Genomic DNA, 22,387 nt, shown 5'->3' with positions numbered 1-22,387 from the left:
CTCACGACATCGTAAAGTTTGTAAAATCACTTTGTGTATTTTCTACATAAAATCTTCATAAATTTTTGCTATTAATATCTAATGAGTAAAAAGTTTAAGATAGAGGTGAATTTATGCGAAAGACTATAAATGTTGCGATTATATTTATACTGGTTGTTATAACTGCAGCAGGCTCTTATTTTATCTATGGGCATTTAACGGGTAGGCATTCTGATAATGATATTATGCACAAGCTTGTAGAGAAAATTACAGGAAAAAAGAATGATTGTCAGGAAAATGTTAAAATGCTTCAAGCTGCTGCAAATAAGTATAGGGCAGAAAACGGTAGGTATCCTTTGCAAATTGAAATGTTATCAGGTAAATATGTTAAAGAGATACCTAAATGTCCAGGCGGTAATGGTTATTCTATTGATGCTGAAGGTATAGTATTTGAAGACCCTGAAAAAAGGTAAAATGATCTATATATAAATATATTTTTATATCTCCATAAAATCTTCACAAACGTCTGCTAATATAAGTTTAATAAATTTTTAAAAGGTGGTAGTGATATGAGTAAAAACAAAAACATGGATAAATCTAAAAAAAGTATTGTTATATTTTCCGGTATTGCAGTAGTATTACTTGCGGTGGCATTAATTATTGTCTTTAATGGAAAAAATAAAGGAGAAAACGAAATCGGTTCACCTGTGTCTAGTACAGCTGCCGACTTGGTAATTCCAAAGGCTGAAATAACTGAAACAGCTAAGTTTTATCCGCTTAAGGTAGAAGATACAAACATGGAAGTGCTAGCTGTTAAGGCATCAGATGGATCTGTTAGAACTGCTTTTAACACATGTCAGGTATGTAATGGCTCTCCAAGGGCTTATTATAAACAGCAAGGAGATGTTCTGGTTTGTCAAAATTGCGGAAACAGATTTAAGATGGACATGGTTGAGCAGCAAAGGGGAGGATGTAACCCTGTTCCTATTATGAAGGATGAAAAGACAGATGATGGTATAAATATAACAATACCAAAGGATTTAATTGAAAAGAATAAAGAGCTGTTTACTTCAAATTGGAAAACTCAATAATGCATTTTTTGAAATGTACTAAATAAAGCTTGAAAAGGTGGGGAAGTCCACCTTTTTCTATTTGAAAAGTAATTATGATATTACATTTCGCAGAGCAAAAATAAAATTGCTTGCGATTTTGCAACTCTTTATTTCCTACATAAAATCTTCATATTTTCCTGTTAGAATTATAAATATAAATCGAATATACGCGATTTATAGACCAAAGAAAATGTTTTGCTGTGATCTGGAAGTCTGAAATGATAATGGCAAAACATATTGTGAAATTTTAGGTGTCTGGAGGTATACTATGGAAGAAAGAATGATACAAAAAACTCTTCATATAGAAGGGATGACTTGTACCAGTTGCGAAGTGCGAATAGAGAATGTATTAATGAAACTTGACGGAATGAAAGAAACTAAAGCCATATACAGTAGTTCAAAAGTTTATGTTACTTACGACAGTGATAGACTTGATATTGAAAGAATTATTGAGACTATTGAGAAGCTTGATTATAAGGTCAAAAGTAAAGATTCATCTACAACTGATATAGGGGACCCAAAAAAGGAACCGGAAGCATCACCTGTCGCTAAAGAAAATAGAATGAGTCCGGGACAGATTATAGGTATAGGTGTTATAATATTGGCTTTGTACTTGATCATCAATAACACAGTAGGTTTTAATTTTATACCTGAAGTCAACCAGTCTATGGGATATGGTATACTATTTGTTGTTGGTCTTCTGACTTCACTGCATTGTATAGCAATGTGCGGCGGAATCAATCTATCGGTATGCGTACAGCATAAGGTTGGCGTTAATGACTACGGTAAAAATAGTGAAGAAAACAGCCAAGAGAAAAGATCAATAAGGTTTTCCAAATTGAAACCCAGTGCCTTGTACAATTTAGGCAGGGTTATATCTTATACTGTTATAGGTGGAATAGTTGGGGCCTTGGGCTCGGTAGTAAGCTTCTCTGGTACGGCAAAAGGCATAATTGCTATAGTATCAGGTATATTTATGGTTATAATGGGTCTAAATATGTTAAACATTTTTCCCTGGCTTAGAAAGATAAACCCCAGGATGCCTAAAATATTTGGGAAAAAGATTCATGGCAATACCAGCAAAAAAGGGCCTCTGGTTATAGGATTATTAAATGGGTTAATGCCTTGCGGCCCTCTGCAGGCAATGCAGCTATACGCTTTGGGAACAGGCAGTATGCTGGCGGGTGCATTATCAATGTTTTTATTTAGTATAGGAACTGTTCCTTTGATGTTTGGTTTTGGTGCAATAAGTTCACTTTTAAGCGGTAAATTTACGCATAAAATGCTTAAGGTAAGTGCAGTATTGGTCATGATACTTGGAGTGGTTATGCTTAATAGAGGCTTTAACCTTTCAGGATACAATATTGGTCTTGCGTTAGGGGCTTCATCCGGAAGCGGTAATATTGCAAAGATAGACAATGGAGTGCAGGTTGTAACTATTACCCTTGAGCCAGGAGGTTATACTCCAATAGTTGTACAAAAAGATATTCCTGTTAAGTGGATAATAAAAGCCGATAAAGAAAGCTTAAACGGTTGTAATAATGCCATAACTGCTCAGGAGTTTGGAATTGAGAGCGAGAAGCTGACTTCTGGTGATAATATTATAGAGTTTACACCTAAAAAGGAAGGAACATTTGTGTACACATGCTGGATGGGCATGATAAGCAGCAGTATTAAGGTTGTGCCCGATATCACAAAGGTTTCCGATGATGACATTAATAGTGCTGATGATAATTCCGACCAAACCGATTCTGTTGGTGGAGGATGTTGTGGAGCAAGCTCAAAGGCTACAAAATTTATCGGCGGTAATATTCCCGTAGATGATATTGCAATAGGTAAAATTAAGGATGGAGTTCAAGATGTGAGCTTTAATGTCAATGACTATGGTTTTTCACCTGCGGTTATAGTTATACAAAAAGGAGTAAAGACTAATTTCATAATTAATGGTGAACAGCTGAACTATTGCAACAATAGGCTTATATTTCCAGAATACAACTCACAGATGACTTTAAAAAATGGGGAAAATAAGATTGAGTTTGTTCCGGAAGGTAATTTTACATTTAAATGTTGGATGGGAATGCTAAATGGGTATGTAAAAGTAGTTGATGATATAAATAGTATAAATCTTGATGATATAAAAAATGAAGTTAAGGATTATAAACCTGCAAGCGGATCAGTTGGCGGCGGTGGCTGCTGCGGCTAAGTTATAGGGTTGTTAATATAGAAAATTTAAAGGATGTGGTGGTGTGATAAGAAAGGAATCTTTTAGAGTTTCAGGGATGACTTGTGCGGCTTGTGCAGCACGAATTGAAAAAATAATAAATAAGTTACCTGGTATAGAAAAGGTAAATGTCAACTTTGCTGTTGAAAAAGCAACAGTTGAGTTTGATGATATATCAGTTGATAGTGATAAAATAAGTGAGGCAGTTAAGAAACTTGGTTATGAAATTGAAAAGGAAACAGAACATGCAAATGCCAGAATTGAGCTTAAAGTAAGCGGTATGTCATGTGCAGCATGCTCGGCTAAAATAGAAAAGAAGCTTGGAAGAACAGATGGGATAATACGGGCTGCTGTAAACCTTGCTACAGAAAAGGCAAACGTTGAGTATAACCCTTCAAAAATAAAAGCATCGGATATTATTGGTGTGATAGAGTTTTTGGGATATAAAGCGGAGAAGGCTCAGGAAGTTGCTGCTGACAGGGAAAAGGAGCAGCGGGAGAAGGAAATTAAGAGGTTAAGGTTTGAACTTATAGCTTCCGCAATGCTGAGTTCACCCCTTATTCTGGCTATGGTAGTTATGCTTTTTCATATAGATATTGGATTTTTGCATAACGAGTATTTCCAATTAATAATAGCTACTCCGGTTCAATTTATTATAGGTTTTAGATTTTATAGGAATGCTTTTCATGCTTTGAAAGCTAGAAGTGCAAATATGGATGTTCTTATTAGCTTGGGAACATCGGCAGCTTATTTCTTTAGTATATATAATGCTTTCTTCCAGCCTCATAAGGAAGGTATGATGAAGGAATTATATTTTGAAGCTGCGGCGGTGATTATAACACTTATACTCCTTGGAAAATATCTTGAGGCGGTTGCAAAGGGTAAAACCTCGGAAGCTATAAAGAAGCTAATGGGGCTTCAGGCAAAGACTGCAAGGGTTATAAGAAACGGTATTGAAGAGGATGTATCTATTGATGAAGTAGTTGTTGGGGACGTTGTTGTTGTAAGACCAGGAGAGAAGGTACCCTGTGACGGAAAGATATTGGAAGGAAATTCATCCATAGATGAGTCTATGCTGACAGGTGAAAGCCTTCCTGTAGAAAAGAGGATTGGAGATACTGTTATTGGTGCAACAATAAATAAATTCGGTACGTTTAAATTTGAGGCATCAAAAGTAGGTAAGGATACTGCTCTTTCACAGATAATCAAGATGGTTGAGGATGCCCAGGGATCAAAGGCTCCGATTCAAAAAATCGCTGATCAGGTATCTGGTATATTTGTTCCTGCGGTTGTAGGTATAGCTGTTTTAACATTTTTGATATGGTATCTTGTAATGGGCGATTTTACTTCTGCAATGGTTAGTGCAGTATCTGTATTGGTAATTGCATGTCCATGTGCGTTAGGTCTTGCTACTCCTACAGCGATTATGGTAGGTACAGGCAAGGGTGCAGAAAACGGTATCCTCATTAAGGGCGGAGAACACCTGGAAACAGCCTATAAGTTAAACAGTGTTGTTCTCGATAAGACCGGCACCATAACAAAAGGACAGCCTGAAGTAACTGATGTAGTAAATTTAGGCAGTATGGGTAAAGATGAAATACTTAAGCTGTCTGCAATATCCGAAAAATCTTCTGAGCATCCTTTGGGAGTTGCTATATACGAAAAAGGAAAAAGCGTGTATGGTAATTTATCCGACCCAGACAAGTTTGAAGCTATACCTGGAAGAGGTATAAAGGCTGTTATCAAAGATAAGGAAATCTATATCGGTACTAGGAAGCTTATGACTGAAAAAGGGCTAAATGTAGCTGACATTGAAGTTACTATTGCAAAGCTTGAGGATGAAGGAAAGACTGCAATGCTCATGTCTGTCAATAACAGTATTGAAGCAATTATTGCTGTTGCAGATACAGTAAAGGAACATTCCAAGGAAGCCATAGAAGACCTTCAAAAAATGGGTATAGAAGTTTATATGATAACCGGTGACAACAAGAGAACTGCTAATGCTATTGCAAAACAGGTAGGCATTAAAAATGTACTGGCTGAGGTTCTTCCGGAAAATAAAGCAGAAGAGGTAGAAAAATTAAAAAGCCAGGGTAAGGTTGTAGGAATGGTCGGTGACGGTATAAATGATGCGCCTGCATTGGCTACAGCTGATATTGGAATGGCTATTGGCACAGGAACAGATGTTGCCATTGAGGCTGCAGATATAACCCTTATTAGGGGGATTTGAGATCAATACCAACTGCCATTAGGCTATCAAAGAAAACCATGGGTAAAATAAAGCAAAACCTGTTTTGGGCATTCATATATAATATAATTGGAATACCGTTTGCTGCTTTAGGCCTTTTAAGTCCTGTCCTTGCAGGTGGTGCAATGGCATTTAGCTCAGTATCGGTAGTAACAAACTCATTAAGCTTAAAAAGATTTAAAGTCCATAATAATAGTGGAACGAGTGAGACTAAGAGTTCTAAGAGCGGAGGAATACTAGCTTTTATATTGATATTAATAATAGTTGCAGGTGGTCTATACCTTGGGTATCATTATATATATAACAGAAATTCAACTGGAACTATGGCGGAACATGCCACAACAAAGGGTTTATCTAACCATGCAGGTGTGAGTAAAACAGCCAATCAGGAAAAACAGGTAAACAGTGTGCCTAATGATGAAGCTAAGCAGGATTACAGCCAAAGTACTAGTCCGATAACTACTGGTAATAACAATCAAAGCCATAACTATCTAAGCAATAATGGTGCAGAATATACAGCACAGGTGGAGATTGTTTTGAAGAATAAAGACAGTTTGGTAAAAGCAAAAAATAAGCTAAATGAGGCATTAAAACTAATAACTATGGATCCTAATGCACCTGATTTGGAAAAACAAGCCGCTGCAACAGAAATGGCAGACATGGGTACTACCTATGACCAGAATAAAATGACAAGACTTCATGAAAGCTTATCAAAGGAGTAGTAGAGCTGAACCTGCTGAATGATGATTTTACACAGCAAACAATAAACCTTGTTAATACTGTACAGGGATATGAACAAAAATAATATAACTACAGGAGGATTTAATTATGGCAAATGAAGTGAAAACCTTAAATGTTGAAGGAATGTCTTGCAGTCATTGTGAAAACAGTGTTAAGAAAGCCGTAGGAGCATTAAATGGCGTTGGAAACGTAACTGTTGATTTGAAATCAAAAAAAGTTACAATAGAATTCGACCCGGCAAAGGTTAATGTTGATATTATAAAGGATACTATAGAGGACCAAGGCTATGATGTCGTATAACAATATCCCTTAGTAATGAAAGCTCCTTAATTACAGATACCAAACTGTAAAGCTTTACAGTCCGGTATCTGTTTAATAGGGCTTTGTTTTTATTTAATAGGGCTTGCTTTAGACAAGTGTAAAGAAATATTCACTTTTAATGTATATGTTACGAAATATTCCTTGGAGGTTGATGAGATGATTAGCTGTGGGAAAAAGATTTTAGTGGTTGATGATGAAAAAAAGATTGTTGAAGTTGTAAAGTCTTATCTTGAACATATCGGATATGAGGTTTGTGAAGCATACAATGGTAACCAGGCACTTAATTTGTTTGAGAGAATAGACCCTTCTTTAATAGTTTTAGATTTAATGCTTCCAGATATGTCGGGAGAGGAAATCTGCAAAATAATTAGAAAGCAATCAAGGGTTCCCATAATAATGCTTACTGCCAAGGTTGAAGAAGAGGATATCCTTAAGGGACTTGATATTGGTGCTGATGATTATATAACCAAGCCTTTTAGCCCAAAACAGCTTGTTGCAAGAGTTGGGCGGTATTAAGGAGAACATCCGAAGATCCTGTACCTCTTTCGAATATTATTTCATTTAATGATGATCTGGTAATAGATAATCTGAAATATGAAGTGAGAAAAAATAACAGTATAGTAAATCTTACACCTAATGAATACAAAATTCTCATGACTTTAGTAAAATACCCAAAAAAGACTTTTACAAGAGAAGAACTTATTTCAATAGCATTAGGAGAGGATTTTGAAGGCTTTGACAGGACTGTAGATACCCATATTAAAAACTTGAGGCAGAAAATAGAAACTGACCCTAAATCACCAAAATATATTTTGACTGTTCATGGCATAGGATATCGATTCGATGGAGAATAAACAAGGGAAAAAAAGGGGGAGGGAACGTGAAATATAGTTTAAGAGTCAAACTATCCTTTTCGTATGCACTTGTTGCACTTATAAGTGTGGTGCTTATAATGGCTATAACAAACTTGTTTCTTGATAAGTATTTTAGGGAATATGTCAGGCACAACCAAGAACAAAAAAACAATGATGTTATATCGTCAATCAGCCATCAGTACCAGGATAATGGAAAATGGAATATGGAAATGATAGAGACTATTGGTGTAAGAGCACTTGAAAATGGACTTATTATAAAGGTTAAGGATAAAGATGGAAATGCAATTTGGGATGCAACAGTCCATAACAATGGCATGTGCCAGAGGATTATAGAGCATATGGCCCAAAATGTAAGTAGCCGTTATCCTCATATGAAGGGAACATACACTGAGATACCATATGCTATAAACAGTGGATTTGCTAAGGTCGGTGAGATCCAAATCGGTTCATATGGTCCATACTATCTGAGCGATAATGACCTTGCTTTCATAAATACATTAAATAAACTCCTTATAGGAATAGGAATTTTCACAATGTTATTTTCACTTGTATTGGGAAGTATAATTGCCAGAAGACTAAGTTCTCCTATATCAAGAGTAATAAGAAGTGCACAATCAATAGCTAAAGGTTACTTCTCCGACAGGGTTTTGGAAAGGTCAAATACAAAGGAAATTTGTCAGCTAACATCAACAATTAATAATTTAGCTGGGACCCTTGAGAAGCAGGAAGTATTGAGAAAAAGGATAGGTGCAGATGTAGCTCATGAGCTTAGAACACCCCTTGCAACATTGCAAAGCCATATGGAAGCAATGATTGATGGGATATGGAAGCCTGATGCTGAGCGACTGAAAAGCTGCCACGAGGAAATAATCAGAATTAATAAAATGGTAGGAGATCTCGAAAAATTAGCAAGATATGAAAGCGAAAGTCTTGTTTTAAATAAAACAAGCTTTGATATATCAGAGCTTATTTATAGAATTGTTTTAAATTTTGAACCGGAGTTTAAAAATAAGGATATCAAGCTTGCTTTTAATGGTGAGAGCGAAGAGGTTTTTGCGGACAAGGATAAAATCAGCCAAGTAGTTATTAACCTGGTATCAAATGCTTTAAAGTATACACCTGAAGGTGGTGTTGTAAACATAAGTGTTAAAGGGGCTGAAGATATTACTGAAATAAGTGTTAAGGATAATGGTCCAGGTATACCTGAAGAGGACTTGCCATTCATATTTGAAAGATTTTATAGGGCGGATAAATCCCGAAACAGGCTTACCGGAGGCTCCGGTATCGGGCTTACAATTGTGAAAGCTATTACAGAAGCACATAAAGGTCGTATTGAGGTTCAGAGTAGAGTAGATTATGGCACTGAATTTATTCTTTCGCTGCCAAAGGAAACAAATCAAGATGAATGAAAATTGATTTATTTTTAAATTTTATACTTTCTTATGAAAAAAGTAGATACAAAAAAATAAAACTTCATGTTAAAACCGCTGTAGGAAAAAATAATATAAGAGACCCTCATGATGTTTTTACTAAGAAAACATTAAGAGGGTCTCTATAATTTACCTCTGTTTTGCACAATTGATTTGACCTGTTATCAATATTGAATAAAAGAAAGCAGGGAACAGGCTTTCCATCGTTTTTGTTTCAATATAGCCAGAATGTATTCATTAATCTCCATAAAATCTTCATATTTACTTTGTATAATTCGTTTATAAGCTTAATACGTTCCATAAATGAAAGGGGGCTTAACTAGATGAATAAAAAGATGATAACAATATTGGTTGTGCTGGCTATTATTGTGGTTATTGCTGCAGCAGCATTTGGTGTTCATCATATGATGACTGGGCAGATGTAGTCAAAAATTATTACAAGGTTATTTATGATAAATAAGAGTTATTATTTGAAATTCAGTAAAGGGGTGAGTCACGAATGAAATTTTTAAGAGGTGTTTTAGTGGTTTTTCTAGTAACCATTATTGTAGGAGGACTAGGGTTTATAGGGTATATAACCTTGTTTACTAATCATTCAGGTCATAATAATACAACAGTAACCGCAAATACTGAGAATACAAACCAGTCAAAAGATACAAGCAAAGATACAATGGCGAACCATACAGGTATGAGTCAAAATGCTGATAACAGCCAGCAATCTGGTAACTCAGCAGGATTAAATCAAGCTAATACTATTTTACAAAATAAAGATAGCTTAAATAAATCATTAACAGCACTTAACGAAGCAATAAGGCTTATGACAGTTGACCCATATGCATCTGACTCAAATTCTGACAAAATGGGTAATATGCAGATGAAAGATAGCTCTCAAGCCCCGGTAACGCCAATGCCACAGGGTGATACAAAAGCTAATGCCCAATCTAATCCTACAGCTTCTGGTCAAGGAGGAAACAATACTACTGTTAATATTTACCCTCAAGCTGATGCGAATCAATCTACTCAGTCAACCACCTCTCAGCAAAATAATGTGATTATGCAGAATATGGGGACAGTCTACGATGCAAACAAGATGGAGCAACTCCATAATGGTGTATACAAAATGTCATTAGGCATGGCACTTTTAAATCAACTTCAAAATCAATTGGTAAGCCAAGCTGAAAATGCAAGTACTAATACCCAGGACTTGGTTCAATACTATACAAACCAATATAGCTTGACAGTGCAAAATAAAACTAAATTGACACAGGCTCAAAATTATATTAATGAGGCTGCAAGTCTTGTTAATATAAATCCCTATATATCATCTTCAGGACTTGTCTACGACAAGGAAAGAATGAATCAGATTCATCAGAGTATTTATAAATTAGCTGAAGGGGTAGCTTCTTTGAATCTGCTTAGTGATGACTTAACAAGGCAGTCAATAATATTGTCAAATACAGCACAGACCTATATATCAAATATAACAACTGCTGGCCAAATGAGTCATACCGCTATGTCACAAGGGGTATTTGGAGGTTTGTTTAGTAATATTAACATCAAGACCATTGTTAATACAGTACTAGTTATATTTGTTGTTGTGTTAATTCTAAGTATCCTTGGATTTATTTTCAGTCAGTTAAAATCCACCAAGAAGATTGACCAAAACTTCAAATCAGGGAGGTGCAATTAAAATGTATGATAATATAAAAAATGATCCTATTTTGAAGACAATTGTTATAGTGGCTTTATCGATAGTGGGTGCTTGGCTGCTGATAACAGTAATAGGATGGATAATGACCTACAGTATGAATAATGGGATTTTCAGGAGCAGTATGGTGGTTGGCACCGGATATGGATTAGGTATAACAGGTATATTGTCATTACTTATAAAACTTCTTCTATTTATTTCTGTTGTAGGAGTTATACTTGGAGTATTCATGTTTTTAAGGCATAATTACTCGAAGCAAATAACTGAAAAGTTGGAAACATTAAAGACAAGTGATAGGGCATGTATTAGCTGCCCTAATTGTTCAACTAAAGTATCAGAGGGATTCAAGTTCTGCTCCGGTTGTGGTGAGAAATTAATAACTGAATGTGCATCATGCGGTGCAGAACTTAAGGCAAAGTGGAAATGTTGCCCTAATTGCGGAGCTGATAAGTTATGAGTATTAGATTTGATTTTGTAATGCATTGGCTATGGGCAATTGTATGGGCACTGCTCGCAATAAGCGGATTCAGTATGGTTGGGCAAAATACGGATGGCTATTAGATTTTGATTATGGAACAGCAGACTATATACACAGGATATCAGCAGCAATATTTGTTCTTTTAACTTTTATATCAATGTTTTATGAAGTGTTCAGAAACATCAGGAATGATACATCAAAGCTGGCATGGTTTATTTTTGGACGAAGCGGATATCAGCTGTTTACCTTTATAACAACACTAATTTTAATTATAACCGGTGCATTGATATGGATATGTAATGAGTTTGACATGGGAGCTGTGGGATTTGCACTTTTAATCCATGAATATATTTCATATATAGCTCTTGCAAGTGTAATTTGGCACATATATAAAAAATGCCATGCACTGATATGGCCAAAGAAAAAAGCCATTGAGGAAAAGGTAAGGTTATAGTAAGGAGAAGAAAAAGATGATGCAAAAAACATGGTTTAAGATTTTCATATGGTTTTTAGCAAGTTTCTTCTTCTTCCTTGCATCTGGAGTGGTTATTTCGATTTTTAGACCTGGCCCTACCGAAGCTGAAGTGATGAAGTTTATGATGGGTATGATGAGTGCTATGAATAACTCAATGATGGGAGTCGCAATGAATCTTGAAAACCATAGCCCACTAAAAAATATTCTTATAATGTCTTCTTCACTGACACTCCCAATTATTGTACTTAGCATCATCATAGGTTTACTGGTTAGGAGTCTTAAGAGGGGTGACAAAAATGTTTGATAATAAGAGGATTAACTTTTGGAGGCTTTGCTTTGTATTTTCAGGTCTAACAGTAATCACACTGGTTCTTCTTTGGAGTTCACCTAAGCTTCCCAAAGCTCAAATGATGGATGCAAGTATGGGAAATATGATGAAACAGATGCATTTAGAAGGAAAGACAATTTATGATTTATTTAGTTCCCAAAATGGTCAGAGTCAAATGAAGGAAAACATGATGGAGATGCATTCGCACCATCAAGGCCAATCGCCGGTAATATATAAGCTTAATTATCTTTCAACAGCAATAATATTTATTTTGCTTCCCTTCATTATAGGAGGGGCGATAATACTCACAATTGTGTGGATTAAGTAGAGGTGGTGGAAATGAGTATTTTAGGTTCTGTAAGTCAGATTTATATGTATATTCTTCTTAGTCTTTTATTTTTAGGTTCAGGATTTGCTCTTTGGAGTTTTATAAATTCTATTGTGAACCAGAAAAAACAAAAACCTGAAGTTGTGGATAAGAAGTTAAATCCTAAAGTTATTGATAAGAAGATAAATGAGGAAAGCGGGTCAAATAAAAACAATGCTATTGAAAAAATAATTGGAGGGTTTGTAATGAATAATAACGGGTGGTTAAAATTGGCAGTATTCTCCTTTGTAGGTATCCTTGTAAGCGTAGTGGTTTTAGGTTTTGTATCAACTACTGGTGCTCAAGGAGCCAATATTCATCAGCAGCATCAGCAGCAAGGTATGCAGCAAGGCATGGGTATGGGCAGCATGAATATGGGCAGCATGAACATGGGTAACATGAACATGAGTGGAATGAGCAGCGGCATGATGCAGGATAATAATATGGCAATTCAGCAGCAGTTGAACCAGATGCAGATGCAGTTAAATCAGATGCAGCAGCAAATGGGTATGATGAATGGCGGTATGGGTGGCTCACAGATGCAGCAAGGTATGGGTAACATGGGCATGATGGGCGGTATGATGGGTGGCATGATGAACATGGGAGGAATGAACGGCTCAGGAAGTATGCCAATGAATAACGGAAGCGGCAGTATGAGCGGAATGGGTATGATGTAGTTCCTGTTCTATAGTTAGGGTTGATTTAAAAAGCGAATCTTAGGGTTCGCTTTTTAAATGCTTGGGAAAATCGGTGGTAAATTAGTATTAGTATTTTAGTTATCTATAGTAAACTATTGTTGATAATCCGGTAAAAGGAGCAGTTCTTACAAAGGATACACTTCTTGTGAGGCCGGGTGAGAAGTACGTGGTGGCATTTAAAGCAGATAATACGGGAAGATGGGTGCAGCACTGCCATGAGCTTCATCATGCGGCAGGAGGAATGATGCAAGCGATTGAATATACTGATTTTAAAGCAAATTATATACCGGACCCGAATAGCAAGTTTAATAAACCGGAATAGCTAATTTTTAACTTCCTCGCTATGAAAATCAACAATATTCGTATATATTGTTATGTTTTGATAAAAAATAACCATGAAGGATTAAATTGAGGAGTTGGTTATGTGAAAATTTTTAGCAGGATCTTAGCGGTATTTATTATATTGGTTATTGTCGGAGGTCTGGGGTATTTGGGTGGAATACTTTTCTTACACCTATGAACCACTCTGAAATGAATAAAAATCCTGGCACTCAAGGACAAAATCAAATGCCGCATGATCAGACTTCGGGACAGCAAACTCCACAAGAAAATACATCAAAAAATACTCAACTTAATACTATAGCTGTACAGAATAGAGATAAGCTCAATCAGGCCATTGGTACTATAAATCAAGCTATTGATTTAATTAGCATAGATCCCTATTCAAAAGCTACTTTGCCGCAAGCCAACATTAATAACATGCAAATGGGAACTAATCAAGGTCAGGCCGGACAGGGGACTGGAACAATAAATATCTATCCTGGTGGGAACAGCTCAGTAAACATAGCACCAAACGGTAATAACACAACGAATAATCAGGCCACTCCAGCTCCAAATAATCAGGGAACTGTCAATATGCAGCAAAACCAAAACTATGTATTTGATCAGGGCAAGCTGGAACAGCTTCATACTGGGATATTTACACTTTCGCAGGGAATAATGGTGATCAATCAGTTAAATGATGATCTATTGGCACAGTCGGTAATAGTCGAGCAAAATCCACCCAATTACGATACTTATGTAGCAAGATATAATACTGCAATACAGAATAGGGAAAAACTATATAACGCAATAAATAAGTTAAGTCAAGCATCTATTCTCGTAAATGTAAATCCCTACGCTTCATCAGTTGGATACTCATATAGCAAAGATGCGATGGGACAGATACATCAGGGGGTTTATAAGCTTGCACAGGGGATGGCCATGCTCAGTAACCTTAGTGAGGAATTTACCAACCAAATGGTACAAGCCTCCATATCGGTTCAGGGCACTACAGGTGCATCCAGTCATACAGGTATGATTAGTGGAAACCAGTGGCTTAATGGGCTATTTGGAAATGTTAGTATGATTACAATATTTAATATTATTCTTGTTGTATTAATGATCGGATTGGTATTAGGTGTACTAGGTGCGATTATGAGTATGCTAAGAAAGAGCGATAATAAGAAAAATCTAGATGGAAATCCCGATAAAGACCCCAATGTAATTTGAAAGGGATATTTTTAACATGTTAACAGGAGGTGGGAATATGGATCACATGGGAGGAATGAACAATATGGGAGGTTATGGAACTTCAATTGACACATTTGTAGGAGGCCTGTTGATTCTTTTAGTCAAACTCCTTATGGTTATCTTGGTAATTGCTGTAATTATTGGTGTTGGAGTGTGGATTAAAAACGCTTTCTTCAAAAATGCCAATACCAATAAGCTTATACAAGTAATAAATAATGACCCTATTTTAAAAACAGTATTGGTTATAACTATTGCAGTTATTGGAGTTATATTTCTCCTTGCACTCCTTGGCAGCTTTACAGGTTCAAGTTTAATTTTAGGCAGCGGTATGAGTGAGCATGGTGGTATGATAGGAGGGTATAGTTCGGTCCTAAGTATAGCAGGCCTTTTGTACCTCCTAATAAAAGCTTTGTCTTTTGTGCTTGTGGTGTCGCTTATTCTTGCTTTGGTAGCCTATATTAAGAAACAGGCGGATCAAGGAGCATTCAAATTTATGAAATCAAACGATCAAGGGACATCAGGTGAAACAAACTCATCTAAAAAACCAGAACCTGGGGATAATACGGGTAACCTATAGAAAAGGAAGTATTGAATATGAATAATGTAAGATTTGATTTTATTATTCATTGGCTCTGGACGATTGTATTTGCGTTATTGGCGTTAAGCGGACTGGCTATGGTTGGTGCTCAATATGGATGGATTCTAAACTATGATATTGTATCTGCAGATTATGTTCACCGGGTACTGGCGGCTGTATATGTACTGCTTACTTTCATATCCATTGTCATTGAGGTGATACGGGGCATAAAAAGTGATGAAAAGAAGCTTACCTGGTTTATGATTGGAAAGAGTGGTTACCAGCTATTTACTTTTATAACAACACTCATTTTCATTATTACCGGAGCCATTATTTGGGTATGCATGGACTCAAATATGGCGGTGGTTTCGTTTGCTCTATATGTTCACGAAAAGCTTACTTACATTGTGGTTGCAAGTGTCATTTGGCACATATATGTGAAGTGTCATGCACTTCTTTTGCCTAAAAGACCAAGTTCAAAAGAGAATGTTTCTGATAAATATAACTAAATGAATAATATTATTTGCGAAAGATGCTAAAGGAATGGAGAGGGGTTTGGCAGTTATGATGCAAATGCGGTGGTTTAAAATGTTTATCTGGATTATGGCAACTTCATTTTTCTTTATGTTATCTTCAACAATAATATCTTATTTAAGCCCGGGACCCACAGAGCAGCAGGTCATGATGTTTATGCAGGGCATGATGGGAGCAATGCATAATTCTCTTATGGGGCTTTCTATGTCAATAGAAGAAGATTTTGACTTGAAACACCTTATAGCAAATGCTTCAGCTATCACCATTCCGCTGATATTTATTAGTATTATTTTAGGATTGTATATAAGGTATCTAAGGGGGAGACGAAATAGTGGATAAAAAGAAGCTGCGTTTCTGGCGGCTTGCGATAACCTTCGTTGAAATTACAATTTTAGCACTGATAGTATCTTATGGATATGGGTACAGAAAGCAGGCAAGCATGATGAATAAGACCATGGGAAATATGATGAGTTCCATGCATCTTGGAAATATTACTCTAAGTGACATGATTAAGGAGCAAGAGCAGATAGAGGGATTGCAGGAGCAAAACCAGAGTCAGAGCCACAACAGCCACCATAGTCAAAGTGATAGCTTTTTAACAGCAACTCATTATCTTACAACGGCAACAATTGTTATCTTGCTCCCTTTTATTATAGCAGGGTCGGTGTTTCTTGCAATTATCTGGCTCAAATAGGTAGGTGGTAAATTGACGATTCTTGGAAGTGTAGGAACTTTATATATCTTTGTATTAATCCTGCTGCTAATTGTAGGGGTTGGACTTGTAGGAATAGGTTTTTTTAGTTATATTACAACCCCAAAACAGAAGGGTGTAAAGTCTAATAAAAATACGCAAATAGAAAAAGGAGGTTCATTCATGCAAAACAATGGGTGGCTTAGACTTTCAATGTTTTCACTTATAGGAATAATTATTGCAGTTGTAATACTAAACTTTATAAATCCAGGGAGTAACATGACAGGACATGGTAATATGCAAATACAACCAGGAATAACCATGCAAGGCGGCATGGGAGGTATGCAGATGCAGGGTGGTATGAGTGGAATGGGAATGATGAACATGAGTGCTCCAATGGGTATGGATACAAATACTATGATAATGCAGCGTTTAAACCAAATGCAAATGCAGATAAATCAGATGCAGCAAATGATGACAAATAACATGGGTGGTATGCAAATGCAGTCTATGCCTCAGGGTGGAATGGGTAATATGGGAGGTATGGGAATGATGAACATGATGCCTATGGGAGGCATGTCCGGTGGTTCCTCCGGTAGCATGAGCGGAGGAGGTATGGGGATGATGTAAATAAGCTAAGCCGGGATGCAAGGGCTAGTAATATGGATAGGAATTACCAGTCCGGAAAAGGAGGTGATTTAATGGAAGCACCATGTATGAAAGTTAAATGCGGAGTTACAAACTGCACTTACAATAAAAGTATGATGTGCTATGCCGATGCACTTGAAGTTAATGCAATGGAGGGTAAACATAAAGCTGATATCAGTGACGAAACTTGTTGCACAACCTTTAAGGACAAGGAATAGAAAATCTAATGCTGGAATAACCCTAAATCAAAAGCATATAAAAAAGAAAGCTATTGTGGTAACATAATCGCTGTCTTTTTTATATATTATTAATAACAGCTATATATAGAGTAAGGAGATGTTAGCATGAATATCCAAGTGGATATGAAACATATCGCAAACTATGTGATGAATCATGCAAAGAATTATCCTAATGAGGTATATTGGGCAAATGTAGTTGATCGTCCGTCTGAAAGAGTCTATCTTAAAACTTATAGCTATGGGCCTGATTATACTCCGGCAACAGTTTGGAAAACATCGGCACAAGTAGATACCGATGGGTCGCCAATAAATTACCCTCCACCACACGATCCTAATACCAGTTTAATGTATGGAGATCAAGCAGTAAATGCTGAGACTATTCCATATATTGTACTTCCTAAAAATAATAAAAACAATGTTATGCTGGGAGATATAGGAATAGTAATAGATACAACTACTGGAAAAAGTGTTTATGTAATATATGCTGATAAAGGCCCTGCAGGAAAAATCGGTGAAGCTTCAATAGCAATGCATGCAGCACTAGGGTTCCAGTATAAAACCAGTTCAGGTAAATTTATTGGTCACGATGACTTAGATCTTGTATATATAATGTTTCCAGGCAGTGGTTCGAAGTGTGGATATGGTTATGGAAAACCTATTCCAACAGCTGCACAAATAGCAAATTGTGCAATACCTTATTTTAATGCTTTGAAAAAAACTACATCACACTCTTCGTAAAATTTGCTATCAGTAAATAACTCCTTCTTGGCAAAATTAATGATATTATCTCAAGAAGGAGTTGCATTATGAATACATAAATAAGGAATAAACAAAAACCACAAAAAAAATATAGGCTGGGTTATAAAGAGAATTATGTAATAAAGAGATACAATATGTTATAATGTGTTAGAATATGCTATAATATACATCAATTAAATAACATTTTATATCTAAATTGAAGAATTAAGTAATATATAGAGTCAATATGATAAACTTGGTATGGATATTTTTTACGATTACCTGTTGAATTGGTATACTTGAGTTGAAAGGAATTATTTTATGTTAGGAGTTACAAAACTACTATGTGGGACTGAGAATTATGGGGACAAGCTAAGGTATGTGCCTGGGGCTGGAAAACAAAAACATGGTGTCAGTAATGGGTATGGTCCGGTGGTAGCATGGAATTGCACCAGAACATGCAATTTAAAATGCATGCACTGCTATTCACAATCAGAGAATAAGAAGTACGATGGTGAACTAACAACTGATGAGGCGAAAAAATTAATAGATGACCTTAGTGATTTTAAAGTTCCGGTTATATTGATTTCCGGCGGAGAGCCTTTAGTTAGAGAGGATTTGTTGGAAATAATCCGATATACTAATACTCGCAGTATTAGATGTACCATTTCTACCAATGGTACATTGATCGATAGAGAACATGCAAAGAAATTTAAGCAACTTGGTGTTGGATATATAGGTATTAGTTTGGATGGAATAGGGCGGAGTCATGATGCTTTTAGGGGCGTTAGTGGAAGTTTTGACAATGCACTTAAAGGAATAAGAAATTGTATTGAAGCTGAGCAGAAGGTTGGACTTCGTTTTACTATCAGCAAGTATAACTATAAATATTTAGACGATATATTTTACTTGATAAAGGAAGAGAAAATACCCAGGGTCTGTTTTTACCACTTGGTATACTCAGGTCGGGGTACTGACATGGTTAATGACGACATAACCCATGATGAGACCAGGTCGGCTCTTGATTTAATAATGAATAAAGCAATAGAACTAGGCAGCAGCACAGAAATCCTGACAGTTGATAATCATTCAGATGCAGTGTATCTATATTTACAGTCTTTAAAAAAATACCCATTACTATCGGATAAAATACTGTCACAATTAAAAATGAATGGTGGAAACCGATCTGGGATAGCCTTTGGAAATATTGATTCAGAGGGGTATGTCCATCCCGATCAATTTACGCAGCAGCATATCCTTGGTAATGTTAAAGAAAGGACTTTTTCAGAAATTTGGAAGGATGAGTCAAACGATTTGATGTCGGGCCTTAAGGAGAGAAAACCTCTTTTAAAAGGCCGCTGCAGTTTATGTAAGTGGATTGACATTTGCAACGGTAATTTTCGTGCAAGGGCGGAAGCAGTGACGGGTGATTTTTGGGCATCAGATCCTGCGTGTTATTTAAACGATGAGGAAATAGGCATTTAGGGGGAGAAAAACAATGATTATTTCATGGAATACCACAAATAAATGTAATATGTTTTGCAAGCATTGTTATAGGGATTCAGGGACAGAAGCCCAAGGTGAGTTGACTCTGGAAGAAGGAAAGGAACTTCTGAATGAAATAGCAAAAGCAGGCTTTAAAATAGTTATTTTTTCGGGTGGAGAGCCTCTTATGCTACCATATATTTTTGATTTGGTAGAACATGCTGTAAGTGTAGACTTACGACCTGTGTTTGGAACAAATGGCACTCTATTAAATGAAGAAACAGCTATAAGGTTAAAAAAAGCAGGGGCAATGGGAATGGGTATCAGCATTGACAGTTTGGATCGAAAAAAGCATGATGACTTCAGAGGCCTGGAAAACTCTTGGGATAAAACAGTTGCGGGCATGAAAGCTTGTAAAAAAGCCGGTTTACCATTCCAAGTGCATTCTACTGTTATGAACTGGAATATGGATGAAATAATTGATCTGACTGATTTTGCTGTAGAGATGGGAGCTGTTGCCCATCATATTTTTTTCCTTGTACCAACCGGCCGAGCTGTAAATATTGAAGAGGAATCCTTAAGGACAGAACAATATGAGCAGCTGCTTACTAAAATTATAATGAAACAGCAGCAGGTAAAAATTGAATTAAAACCCACCTGTGCTCCCCAATTTATGAGAATAGCCAAGGAAATGGGAATTAACCTTCGATTTGCCAGAGGATGCCTTGCTGGTACTCATTATTGTATTATCAGTCCCACAGGGGAGGTTCAGCCATGTGCTTATATTAATCAGTCTGTTGGAAATGTAAGAAAAACTCCTTTTAGTCAAATTTGGGCGAACAGTTCTATTTTTAATGAATTGCGGACTATGAATTATAAAGGTGGCTGCGGTAAGTGCAAATACAAAGTTGCCTGCGGCGGTTGCAGGGCAAGGGCAGCATTTTATAACAACGGAGATTTCATGGCAGAAGAACCGTGGTGTTTGTATAGGTCGGCAGTGGAGGAATAATTGATATGGATAATACAGATAGAGAACTTTTGAATTTGCTTCAAGAAAAGTTCCCGATACATAAGAGGCCCTTCCTGGTTTTAGGAGAACAGCTGGGAATTTCCGAAGATGAAGTTATAAATAGAATAAAGATGCTCAAGGAAAATGGCTATATACGTAGAATTGGAGGGATTTTCGACTCGAGAAGTCTGGGGTATTTCTCTACCTTGTGTGCAATAAGTGTGCCTGCACAGCGAATTGATGAGGTATCAGATATTATTAACGGGTACAGTTGTGTTACCCATAATTATATAAGAGACGGTGCCTTAAATATGTGGTTTACAGTAATAGCAAGTTCAAGAGAAAAAGTGGATGAAGTTTTAGAGGAAATAAGAGAAAAGTCTCAGATAAGTAGGATATTAAGCTTTCCTTCAGAAAAAATTTATAAAATAAAAACAAACTTCAATATTAAGGAGTAGAAATGCTAAACGATTTGGATAGAAAAATTATACGAATACTCCAAGAAGATATCCTATTGCAAAAGGAACCTTTTAAAGCAATTGCAAAAGATCTTGATATCAATGAAGATGCCCTTTTGGAGAGGATTCATAGCCTTAAGGAGCAAAAGATTCTCAGAAGAATTGGTGCAATCCTGCACCATAGAAAAGCAGGGTTTTCTCATAATGCAATGGTGGTATGGGTTGTTCCGGAAGAAAGATCCGAAGAAATAGGAAAGTTGATGGCATCATTTTCCCAGATAAGTCATTGTTATAAGAGAGTGACCTTCCGTGACTGGCCGTATAATTTGTATACCATGATACATGGACAGTCTAAAGAGGAATGCGAAGAGGTTGTTTGTAATATTGCAAAAATAACTGGAGTTAATGAATACGAAATATTATATAGCACGAAGGAATTGAAGAAGACTAGTATGAAGTATTTCATCGATTAAATTGGAAAGTTTTAATTCTCAAAAACAATTGCAGTTCTACAAACATTGCACATTTCTATTGCTTCAAATACCAGCAGTCATACAGCTCTTTAAATTATAAATCTTTTATCTTCATAAAATCTTCACAATTTTCTTATATACTATTATCAAATTATGGTTATAAGGATGTGTATCATGGGAAAATATTTAGCGTTAGTTGTTTTGGTGAGTGTCACATTAAGTTTGATACCTTTACAGCATGCATATGCTGATGGACAGATCACTGTCTGGTACAATGATAAAAAACTTGTGTTTGATGCAAAACCATATGCTAAGGACGGACGAACATTAGTACCCTTTAGGAAAATACTCGAGGAATTTGGGACTAAAGTTTCCTGGGATTCTGAAAGACAGGTTGTTATAGCCACAAAAAATGCTACCAAGGTATCTTTGAAAATTGGGACCAACTATGCATATGTAAACGGCAGTAAGGTGAATTTGGATGTGCCTCCTGAGATATCCGGCGGCAGAACATTTGTACCGCTCAGGTTTATTAGTGAAAACCTTGGTGCTGAGGTAAAGTGGGAAGGTTCTACTAATACTGTTTCCATTACATACAATAATAACTCATATAAATTGGGACAGGGAGGCACTTATAAAGACCTAAAATTCAGCATCAGTAAAATAGATACATCAAGTGAGCAAGGAGTCTTAAAAGTTATCGGTAAGCTTAACTTTGATGCTAGCAGTGCGGTATTGGAAGTCGCAGATGAATATGGTTATGTCTTGCCCGCGGATATTGCTATCACCGGTAAATCGGGAGGTATGAATAATATTGAGGGCAAGGTTATACTTCCTGGTTGTCATAATTTTATTAGCAAATATGTTGTAATAAAAAAGCCAAATTCAGAGAATAAGATTGTGAAAATAGCTGAATATGAAGTTTTATAATGAGTCTTAACATGAGCGAAATTTATAACGGATGTGTTATTTTTTGATCATG

General features: G+C 36.3%; 25 protein-coding genes and 2 pseudogenes. All 27 read left to right on the top strand.

Annotation, left to right across the window (positions count from 1 at the left end; all coding sequences use genetic code 11):
* Positions 1-113 precede the first annotated feature (113 nt).
* The 27 genes and pseudogenes from Bccel_RS16085 to Bccel_RS15965 all read left to right on the top strand — a co-directional run bounded on the left by Bccel_RS16085 (position 114) and on the right by Bccel_RS15965 (position 22,335).
* Positions 114-452 (top strand): hypothetical protein, encoded by a 339-nt coding sequence (locus tag Bccel_RS16085; protein WP_036939135.1) that lies wholly within the window; start codon positions 114-116, stop codon positions 450-452.
* A gap of 96 nt (positions 453-548) precedes the next feature.
* Complete coding sequence (locus Bccel_RS16080; RefSeq protein WP_081926828.1) at positions 549-1,070, top strand: DUF2318 domain-containing protein; 522 nt, start codon at positions 549-551, stop codon at positions 1,068-1,070.
* A 289-nt stretch (positions 1,071-1,359) separates the two neighbouring features.
* Entirely contained in the window at positions 1,360-3,294 is a 1,935-nt protein-coding gene (locus Bccel_RS16075; RefSeq protein WP_036939134.1) for an urease accessory protein UreH domain-containing protein, read from the top strand.
* A gap of 43 nt (positions 3,295-3,337) precedes the next feature.
* Positions 3,338-5,742: pseudogene (locus Bccel_RS16070) on the top strand (heavy metal translocating P-type ATPase); the annotation flags it as partial.
* 646 nt (positions 5,743-6,388) lie between these two features.
* Positions 6,389-6,601, top strand: a complete 213-nt coding sequence (gene copZ, locus Bccel_RS16065; protein ID WP_036939133.1) for a copper chaperone CopZ — start codon at positions 6,389-6,391, stop codon at positions 6,599-6,601.
* Between the two features lie 177 nt (positions 6,602-6,778).
* Positions 6,779-7,476, top strand: a pseudogene (locus tag Bccel_RS16060) (response regulator transcription factor).
* Positions 7,477-7,502: 26 nt separating this feature from the next.
* Positions 7,503-8,906: a sensor histidine kinase gene (locus Bccel_RS16055; RefSeq protein WP_036939131.1), complete on the top strand. Its 1,404-nt coding sequence runs from the start codon at positions 7,503-7,505 to the stop codon at positions 8,904-8,906.
* A gap of 520 nt (positions 8,907-9,426) precedes the next feature.
* Complete coding sequence (locus Bccel_RS16050) at positions 9,427-10,617, top strand: hypothetical protein (protein ID WP_036939130.1); 1,191 nt, start codon at positions 9,427-9,429, stop codon at positions 10,615-10,617.
* A gap of 1 nt (position 10,618) precedes the next feature.
* Positions 10,619-11,092, top strand: coding sequence for a zinc ribbon domain-containing protein (locus Bccel_RS16045; RefSeq protein WP_036939129.1), 474 nt, complete (start codon positions 10,619-10,621; stop codon positions 11,090-11,092).
* Between the two features lie 43 nt (positions 11,093-11,135).
* A complete protein-coding gene (locus tag Bccel_RS16040; RefSeq protein ID WP_050753544.1) occupies positions 11,136-11,567 on the top strand; it encodes a hypothetical protein in 432 nt (143 codons plus the stop codon).
* Positions 11,568-11,583: 16 nt separating this feature from the next.
* The gene (locus Bccel_RS16035; protein ID WP_036939127.1) at positions 11,584-11,892 is read left to right on the top strand and encodes a hypothetical protein; all 309 of its coding nucleotides are present in this window, start codon (positions 11,584-11,586) and stop codon (positions 11,890-11,892) included.
* Entirely contained in the window at positions 11,885-12,244 is a 360-nt protein-coding gene (locus tag Bccel_RS16030) for a hypothetical protein (protein WP_036939126.1), read from the top strand. Before Bccel_RS16035 ends, Bccel_RS16030 begins: the two co-directional genes overlap by 8 nt.
* Before the next feature lie 11 nt (positions 12,245-12,255).
* Positions 12,256-12,960 carry a hypothetical protein gene (locus Bccel_RS16025; protein ID WP_050753543.1) on the top strand — a complete coding sequence of 235 codons (705 nt, stop codon included), beginning with the start codon at positions 12,256-12,258 and terminating at the stop codon, positions 12,958-12,960.
* Between the two features lie 115 nt (positions 12,961-13,075).
* A complete protein-coding gene (locus Bccel_RS29010; protein ID WP_081926826.1) occupies positions 13,076-13,303 on the top strand; it encodes a multicopper oxidase domain-containing protein in 228 nt (75 codons plus the stop codon).
* A 245-nt stretch (positions 13,304-13,548) separates the two neighbouring features.
* Complete coding sequence (locus Bccel_RS16020) at positions 13,549-14,532, top strand: hypothetical protein (protein ID WP_160317736.1); 984 nt, start codon at positions 13,549-13,551, stop codon at positions 14,530-14,532.
* Between the two features lie 37 nt (positions 14,533-14,569).
* Positions 14,570-15,130, top strand: coding sequence for a hypothetical protein (locus Bccel_RS16015; RefSeq protein WP_036939124.1), 561 nt, complete (start codon positions 14,570-14,572; stop codon positions 15,128-15,130).
* 17 nt (positions 15,131-15,147) lie between these two features.
* Positions 15,148-15,639 (top strand): cytochrome b/b6 domain-containing protein, encoded by a 492-nt coding sequence (locus Bccel_RS16010; protein ID WP_036939123.1) that lies wholly within the window; start codon positions 15,148-15,150, stop codon positions 15,637-15,639.
* Positions 15,640-15,718: 79 nt separating this feature from the next.
* Positions 15,719-16,003: a hypothetical protein gene (locus Bccel_RS16005; RefSeq protein ID WP_152966033.1), complete on the top strand. Its 285-nt coding sequence runs from the start codon at positions 15,719-15,721 to the stop codon at positions 16,001-16,003.
* A complete protein-coding gene (locus Bccel_RS16000; protein ID WP_036939121.1) occupies positions 15,996-16,358 on the top strand; it encodes a hypothetical protein in 363 nt (120 codons plus the stop codon). The genes Bccel_RS16005 and Bccel_RS16000 overlap by 8 nt, the downstream gene beginning before the upstream one ends.
* 12 nt (positions 16,359-16,370) lie before the next feature.
* The gene (locus Bccel_RS15995) at positions 16,371-16,985 is read left to right on the top strand and encodes a hypothetical protein (protein WP_050753540.1); all 615 of its coding nucleotides are present in this window, start codon (positions 16,371-16,373) and stop codon (positions 16,983-16,985) included.
* 71 nt (positions 16,986-17,056) lie between these two features.
* On the top strand, positions 17,057-17,221 hold the full coding sequence (locus Bccel_RS29005; RefSeq protein ID WP_081926825.1) for a DUF1540 domain-containing protein: 165 nt from the start codon (positions 17,057-17,059) through the stop codon (positions 17,219-17,221).
* 126 nt (positions 17,222-17,347) lie between these two features.
* On the top strand, positions 17,348-17,980 hold the full coding sequence (locus Bccel_RS15990; protein WP_036939120.1) for a glycoside hydrolase family 75 protein: 633 nt from the start codon (positions 17,348-17,350) through the stop codon (positions 17,978-17,980).
* 321 nt (positions 17,981-18,301) lie between these two features.
* Positions 18,302-19,465 (top strand): putative heme d1 biosynthesis radical SAM protein NirJ1, encoded by a 1,164-nt coding sequence (gene nirJ1 / locus Bccel_RS15985; RefSeq protein ID WP_036939119.1) that lies wholly within the window; start codon positions 18,302-18,304, stop codon positions 19,463-19,465.
* Positions 19,466-19,478: 13 nt separating this feature from the next.
* Positions 19,479-20,474 (top strand): putative heme d1 biosynthesis radical SAM protein NirJ2, encoded by a 996-nt coding sequence (nirJ2, locus tag Bccel_RS15980; protein ID WP_036939118.1) that lies wholly within the window; start codon positions 19,479-19,481, stop codon positions 20,472-20,474.
* Positions 20,475-20,479: 5 nt separating this feature from the next.
* Entirely contained in the window at positions 20,480-20,932 is a 453-nt protein-coding gene (gene ahbA / locus Bccel_RS15975) for a siroheme decarboxylase subunit alpha (RefSeq protein WP_036939117.1), read from the top strand.
* Positions 20,933-20,934: 2 nt separating this feature from the next.
* The gene (gene ahbB / locus Bccel_RS15970) at positions 20,935-21,405 is read left to right on the top strand and encodes a siroheme decarboxylase subunit beta (protein WP_036939116.1); all 471 of its coding nucleotides are present in this window, start codon (positions 20,935-20,937) and stop codon (positions 21,403-21,405) included.
* A gap of 174 nt (positions 21,406-21,579) precedes the next feature.
* Positions 21,580-22,335 carry a copper amine oxidase N-terminal domain-containing protein gene (locus tag Bccel_RS15965; RefSeq protein WP_050753539.1) on the top strand — a complete coding sequence of 252 codons (756 nt, stop codon included), beginning with the start codon at positions 21,580-21,582 and terminating at the stop codon, positions 22,333-22,335.
* The last annotated feature ends 52 nt before the right edge of the window (positions 22,336-22,387 follow it).

This window comes from Pseudobacteroides cellulosolvens ATCC 35603 = DSM 2933 (genome assembly GCF_001262605.1).
In the GTDB taxonomy this organism is placed as follows: domain Bacteria; phylum Bacillota; class Clostridia; order Acetivibrionales; family DSM-2933; genus Pseudobacteroides; species Pseudobacteroides cellulosolvens.
This window is presented reverse-complemented; position numbering and strand designations above follow the sequence as displayed.

What these genes read in the sequence shown, in the direction of transcription:
- Bccel_RS16005 (WP_152966033.1), top strand. Translation starts at nt 15,719, where the DNA reads ATGTTTATCTGGATTATGGCAACTTCATTTTTCTTTATGTTATCTTCA.
- copZ (WP_036939133.1), top strand. Translation starts at nt 6,389, where the DNA reads ATGGCAAATGAAGTGAAAACCTTAAATGTTGAAGGAATGTCTTGCAGT.
- Bccel_RS16020 (WP_160317736.1), top strand. Translation starts at nt 13,549, where the DNA reads ATGCCGCATGATCAGACTTCGGGACAGCAAACTCCACAAGAAAATACA.
- Bccel_RS16050 (WP_036939130.1), top strand. Translation starts at nt 9,427, where the DNA reads ATGAAATTTTTAAGAGGTGTTTTAGTGGTTTTTCTAGTAACCATTATT.
- Bccel_RS16040 (WP_050753544.1), top strand. Translation starts at nt 11,136, where the DNA reads ATGGGCACTGCTCGCAATAAGCGGATTCAGTATGGTTGGGCAAAATAC.
- Bccel_RS16085 (WP_036939135.1), top strand. Translation starts at nt 114, where the DNA reads ATGCGAAAGACTATAAATGTTGCGATTATATTTATACTGGTTGTTATA.
- Bccel_RS29005 (WP_081926825.1), top strand. Translation starts at nt 17,057, where the DNA reads ATGGAAGCACCATGTATGAAAGTTAAATGCGGAGTTACAAACTGCACT.
- Bccel_RS16030 (WP_036939126.1), top strand. Translation starts at nt 11,885, where the DNA reads ATGTTTGATAATAAGAGGATTAACTTTTGGAGGCTTTGCTTTGTATTT.
- Bccel_RS16075 (WP_036939134.1), top strand. Translation starts at nt 1,360, where the DNA reads ATGGAAGAAAGAATGATACAAAAAACTCTTCATATAGAAGGGATGACT.
- Bccel_RS16045 (WP_036939129.1), top strand. Translation starts at nt 10,619, where the DNA reads ATGTATGATAATATAAAAAATGATCCTATTTTGAAGACAATTGTTATA.
- nirJ1 (WP_036939119.1), top strand. Translation starts at nt 18,302, where the DNA reads ATGTTAGGAGTTACAAAACTACTATGTGGGACTGAGAATTATGGGGAC.
- ahbB (WP_036939116.1), top strand. Translation starts at nt 20,935, where the DNA reads ATGCTAAACGATTTGGATAGAAAAATTATACGAATACTCCAAGAAGAT.
- Bccel_RS16080 (WP_081926828.1), top strand. Translation starts at nt 549, where the DNA reads ATGAGTAAAAACAAAAACATGGATAAATCTAAAAAAAGTATTGTTATA.
- Bccel_RS16010 (WP_036939123.1), top strand. Translation starts at nt 15,148, where the DNA reads ATGAATAATGTAAGATTTGATTTTATTATTCATTGGCTCTGGACGATT.
- Bccel_RS15990 (WP_036939120.1), top strand. Translation starts at nt 17,348, where the DNA reads ATGAATATCCAAGTGGATATGAAACATATCGCAAACTATGTGATGAAT.
- Bccel_RS16035 (WP_036939127.1), top strand. Translation starts at nt 11,584, where the DNA reads ATGATGCAAAAAACATGGTTTAAGATTTTCATATGGTTTTTAGCAAGT.
- Bccel_RS15965 (WP_050753539.1), top strand. Translation starts at nt 21,580, where the DNA reads ATGGGAAAATATTTAGCGTTAGTTGTTTTGGTGAGTGTCACATTAAGT.
- nirJ2 (WP_036939118.1), top strand. Translation starts at nt 19,479, where the DNA reads ATGATTATTTCATGGAATACCACAAATAAATGTAATATGTTTTGCAAG.
- ahbA (WP_036939117.1), top strand. Translation starts at nt 20,480, where the DNA reads ATGGATAATACAGATAGAGAACTTTTGAATTTGCTTCAAGAAAAGTTC.
- Bccel_RS16015 (WP_036939124.1), top strand. Translation starts at nt 14,570, where the DNA reads ATGGATCACATGGGAGGAATGAACAATATGGGAGGTTATGGAACTTCA.
- Bccel_RS16025 (WP_050753543.1), top strand. Translation starts at nt 12,256, where the DNA reads ATGAGTATTTTAGGTTCTGTAAGTCAGATTTATATGTATATTCTTCTT.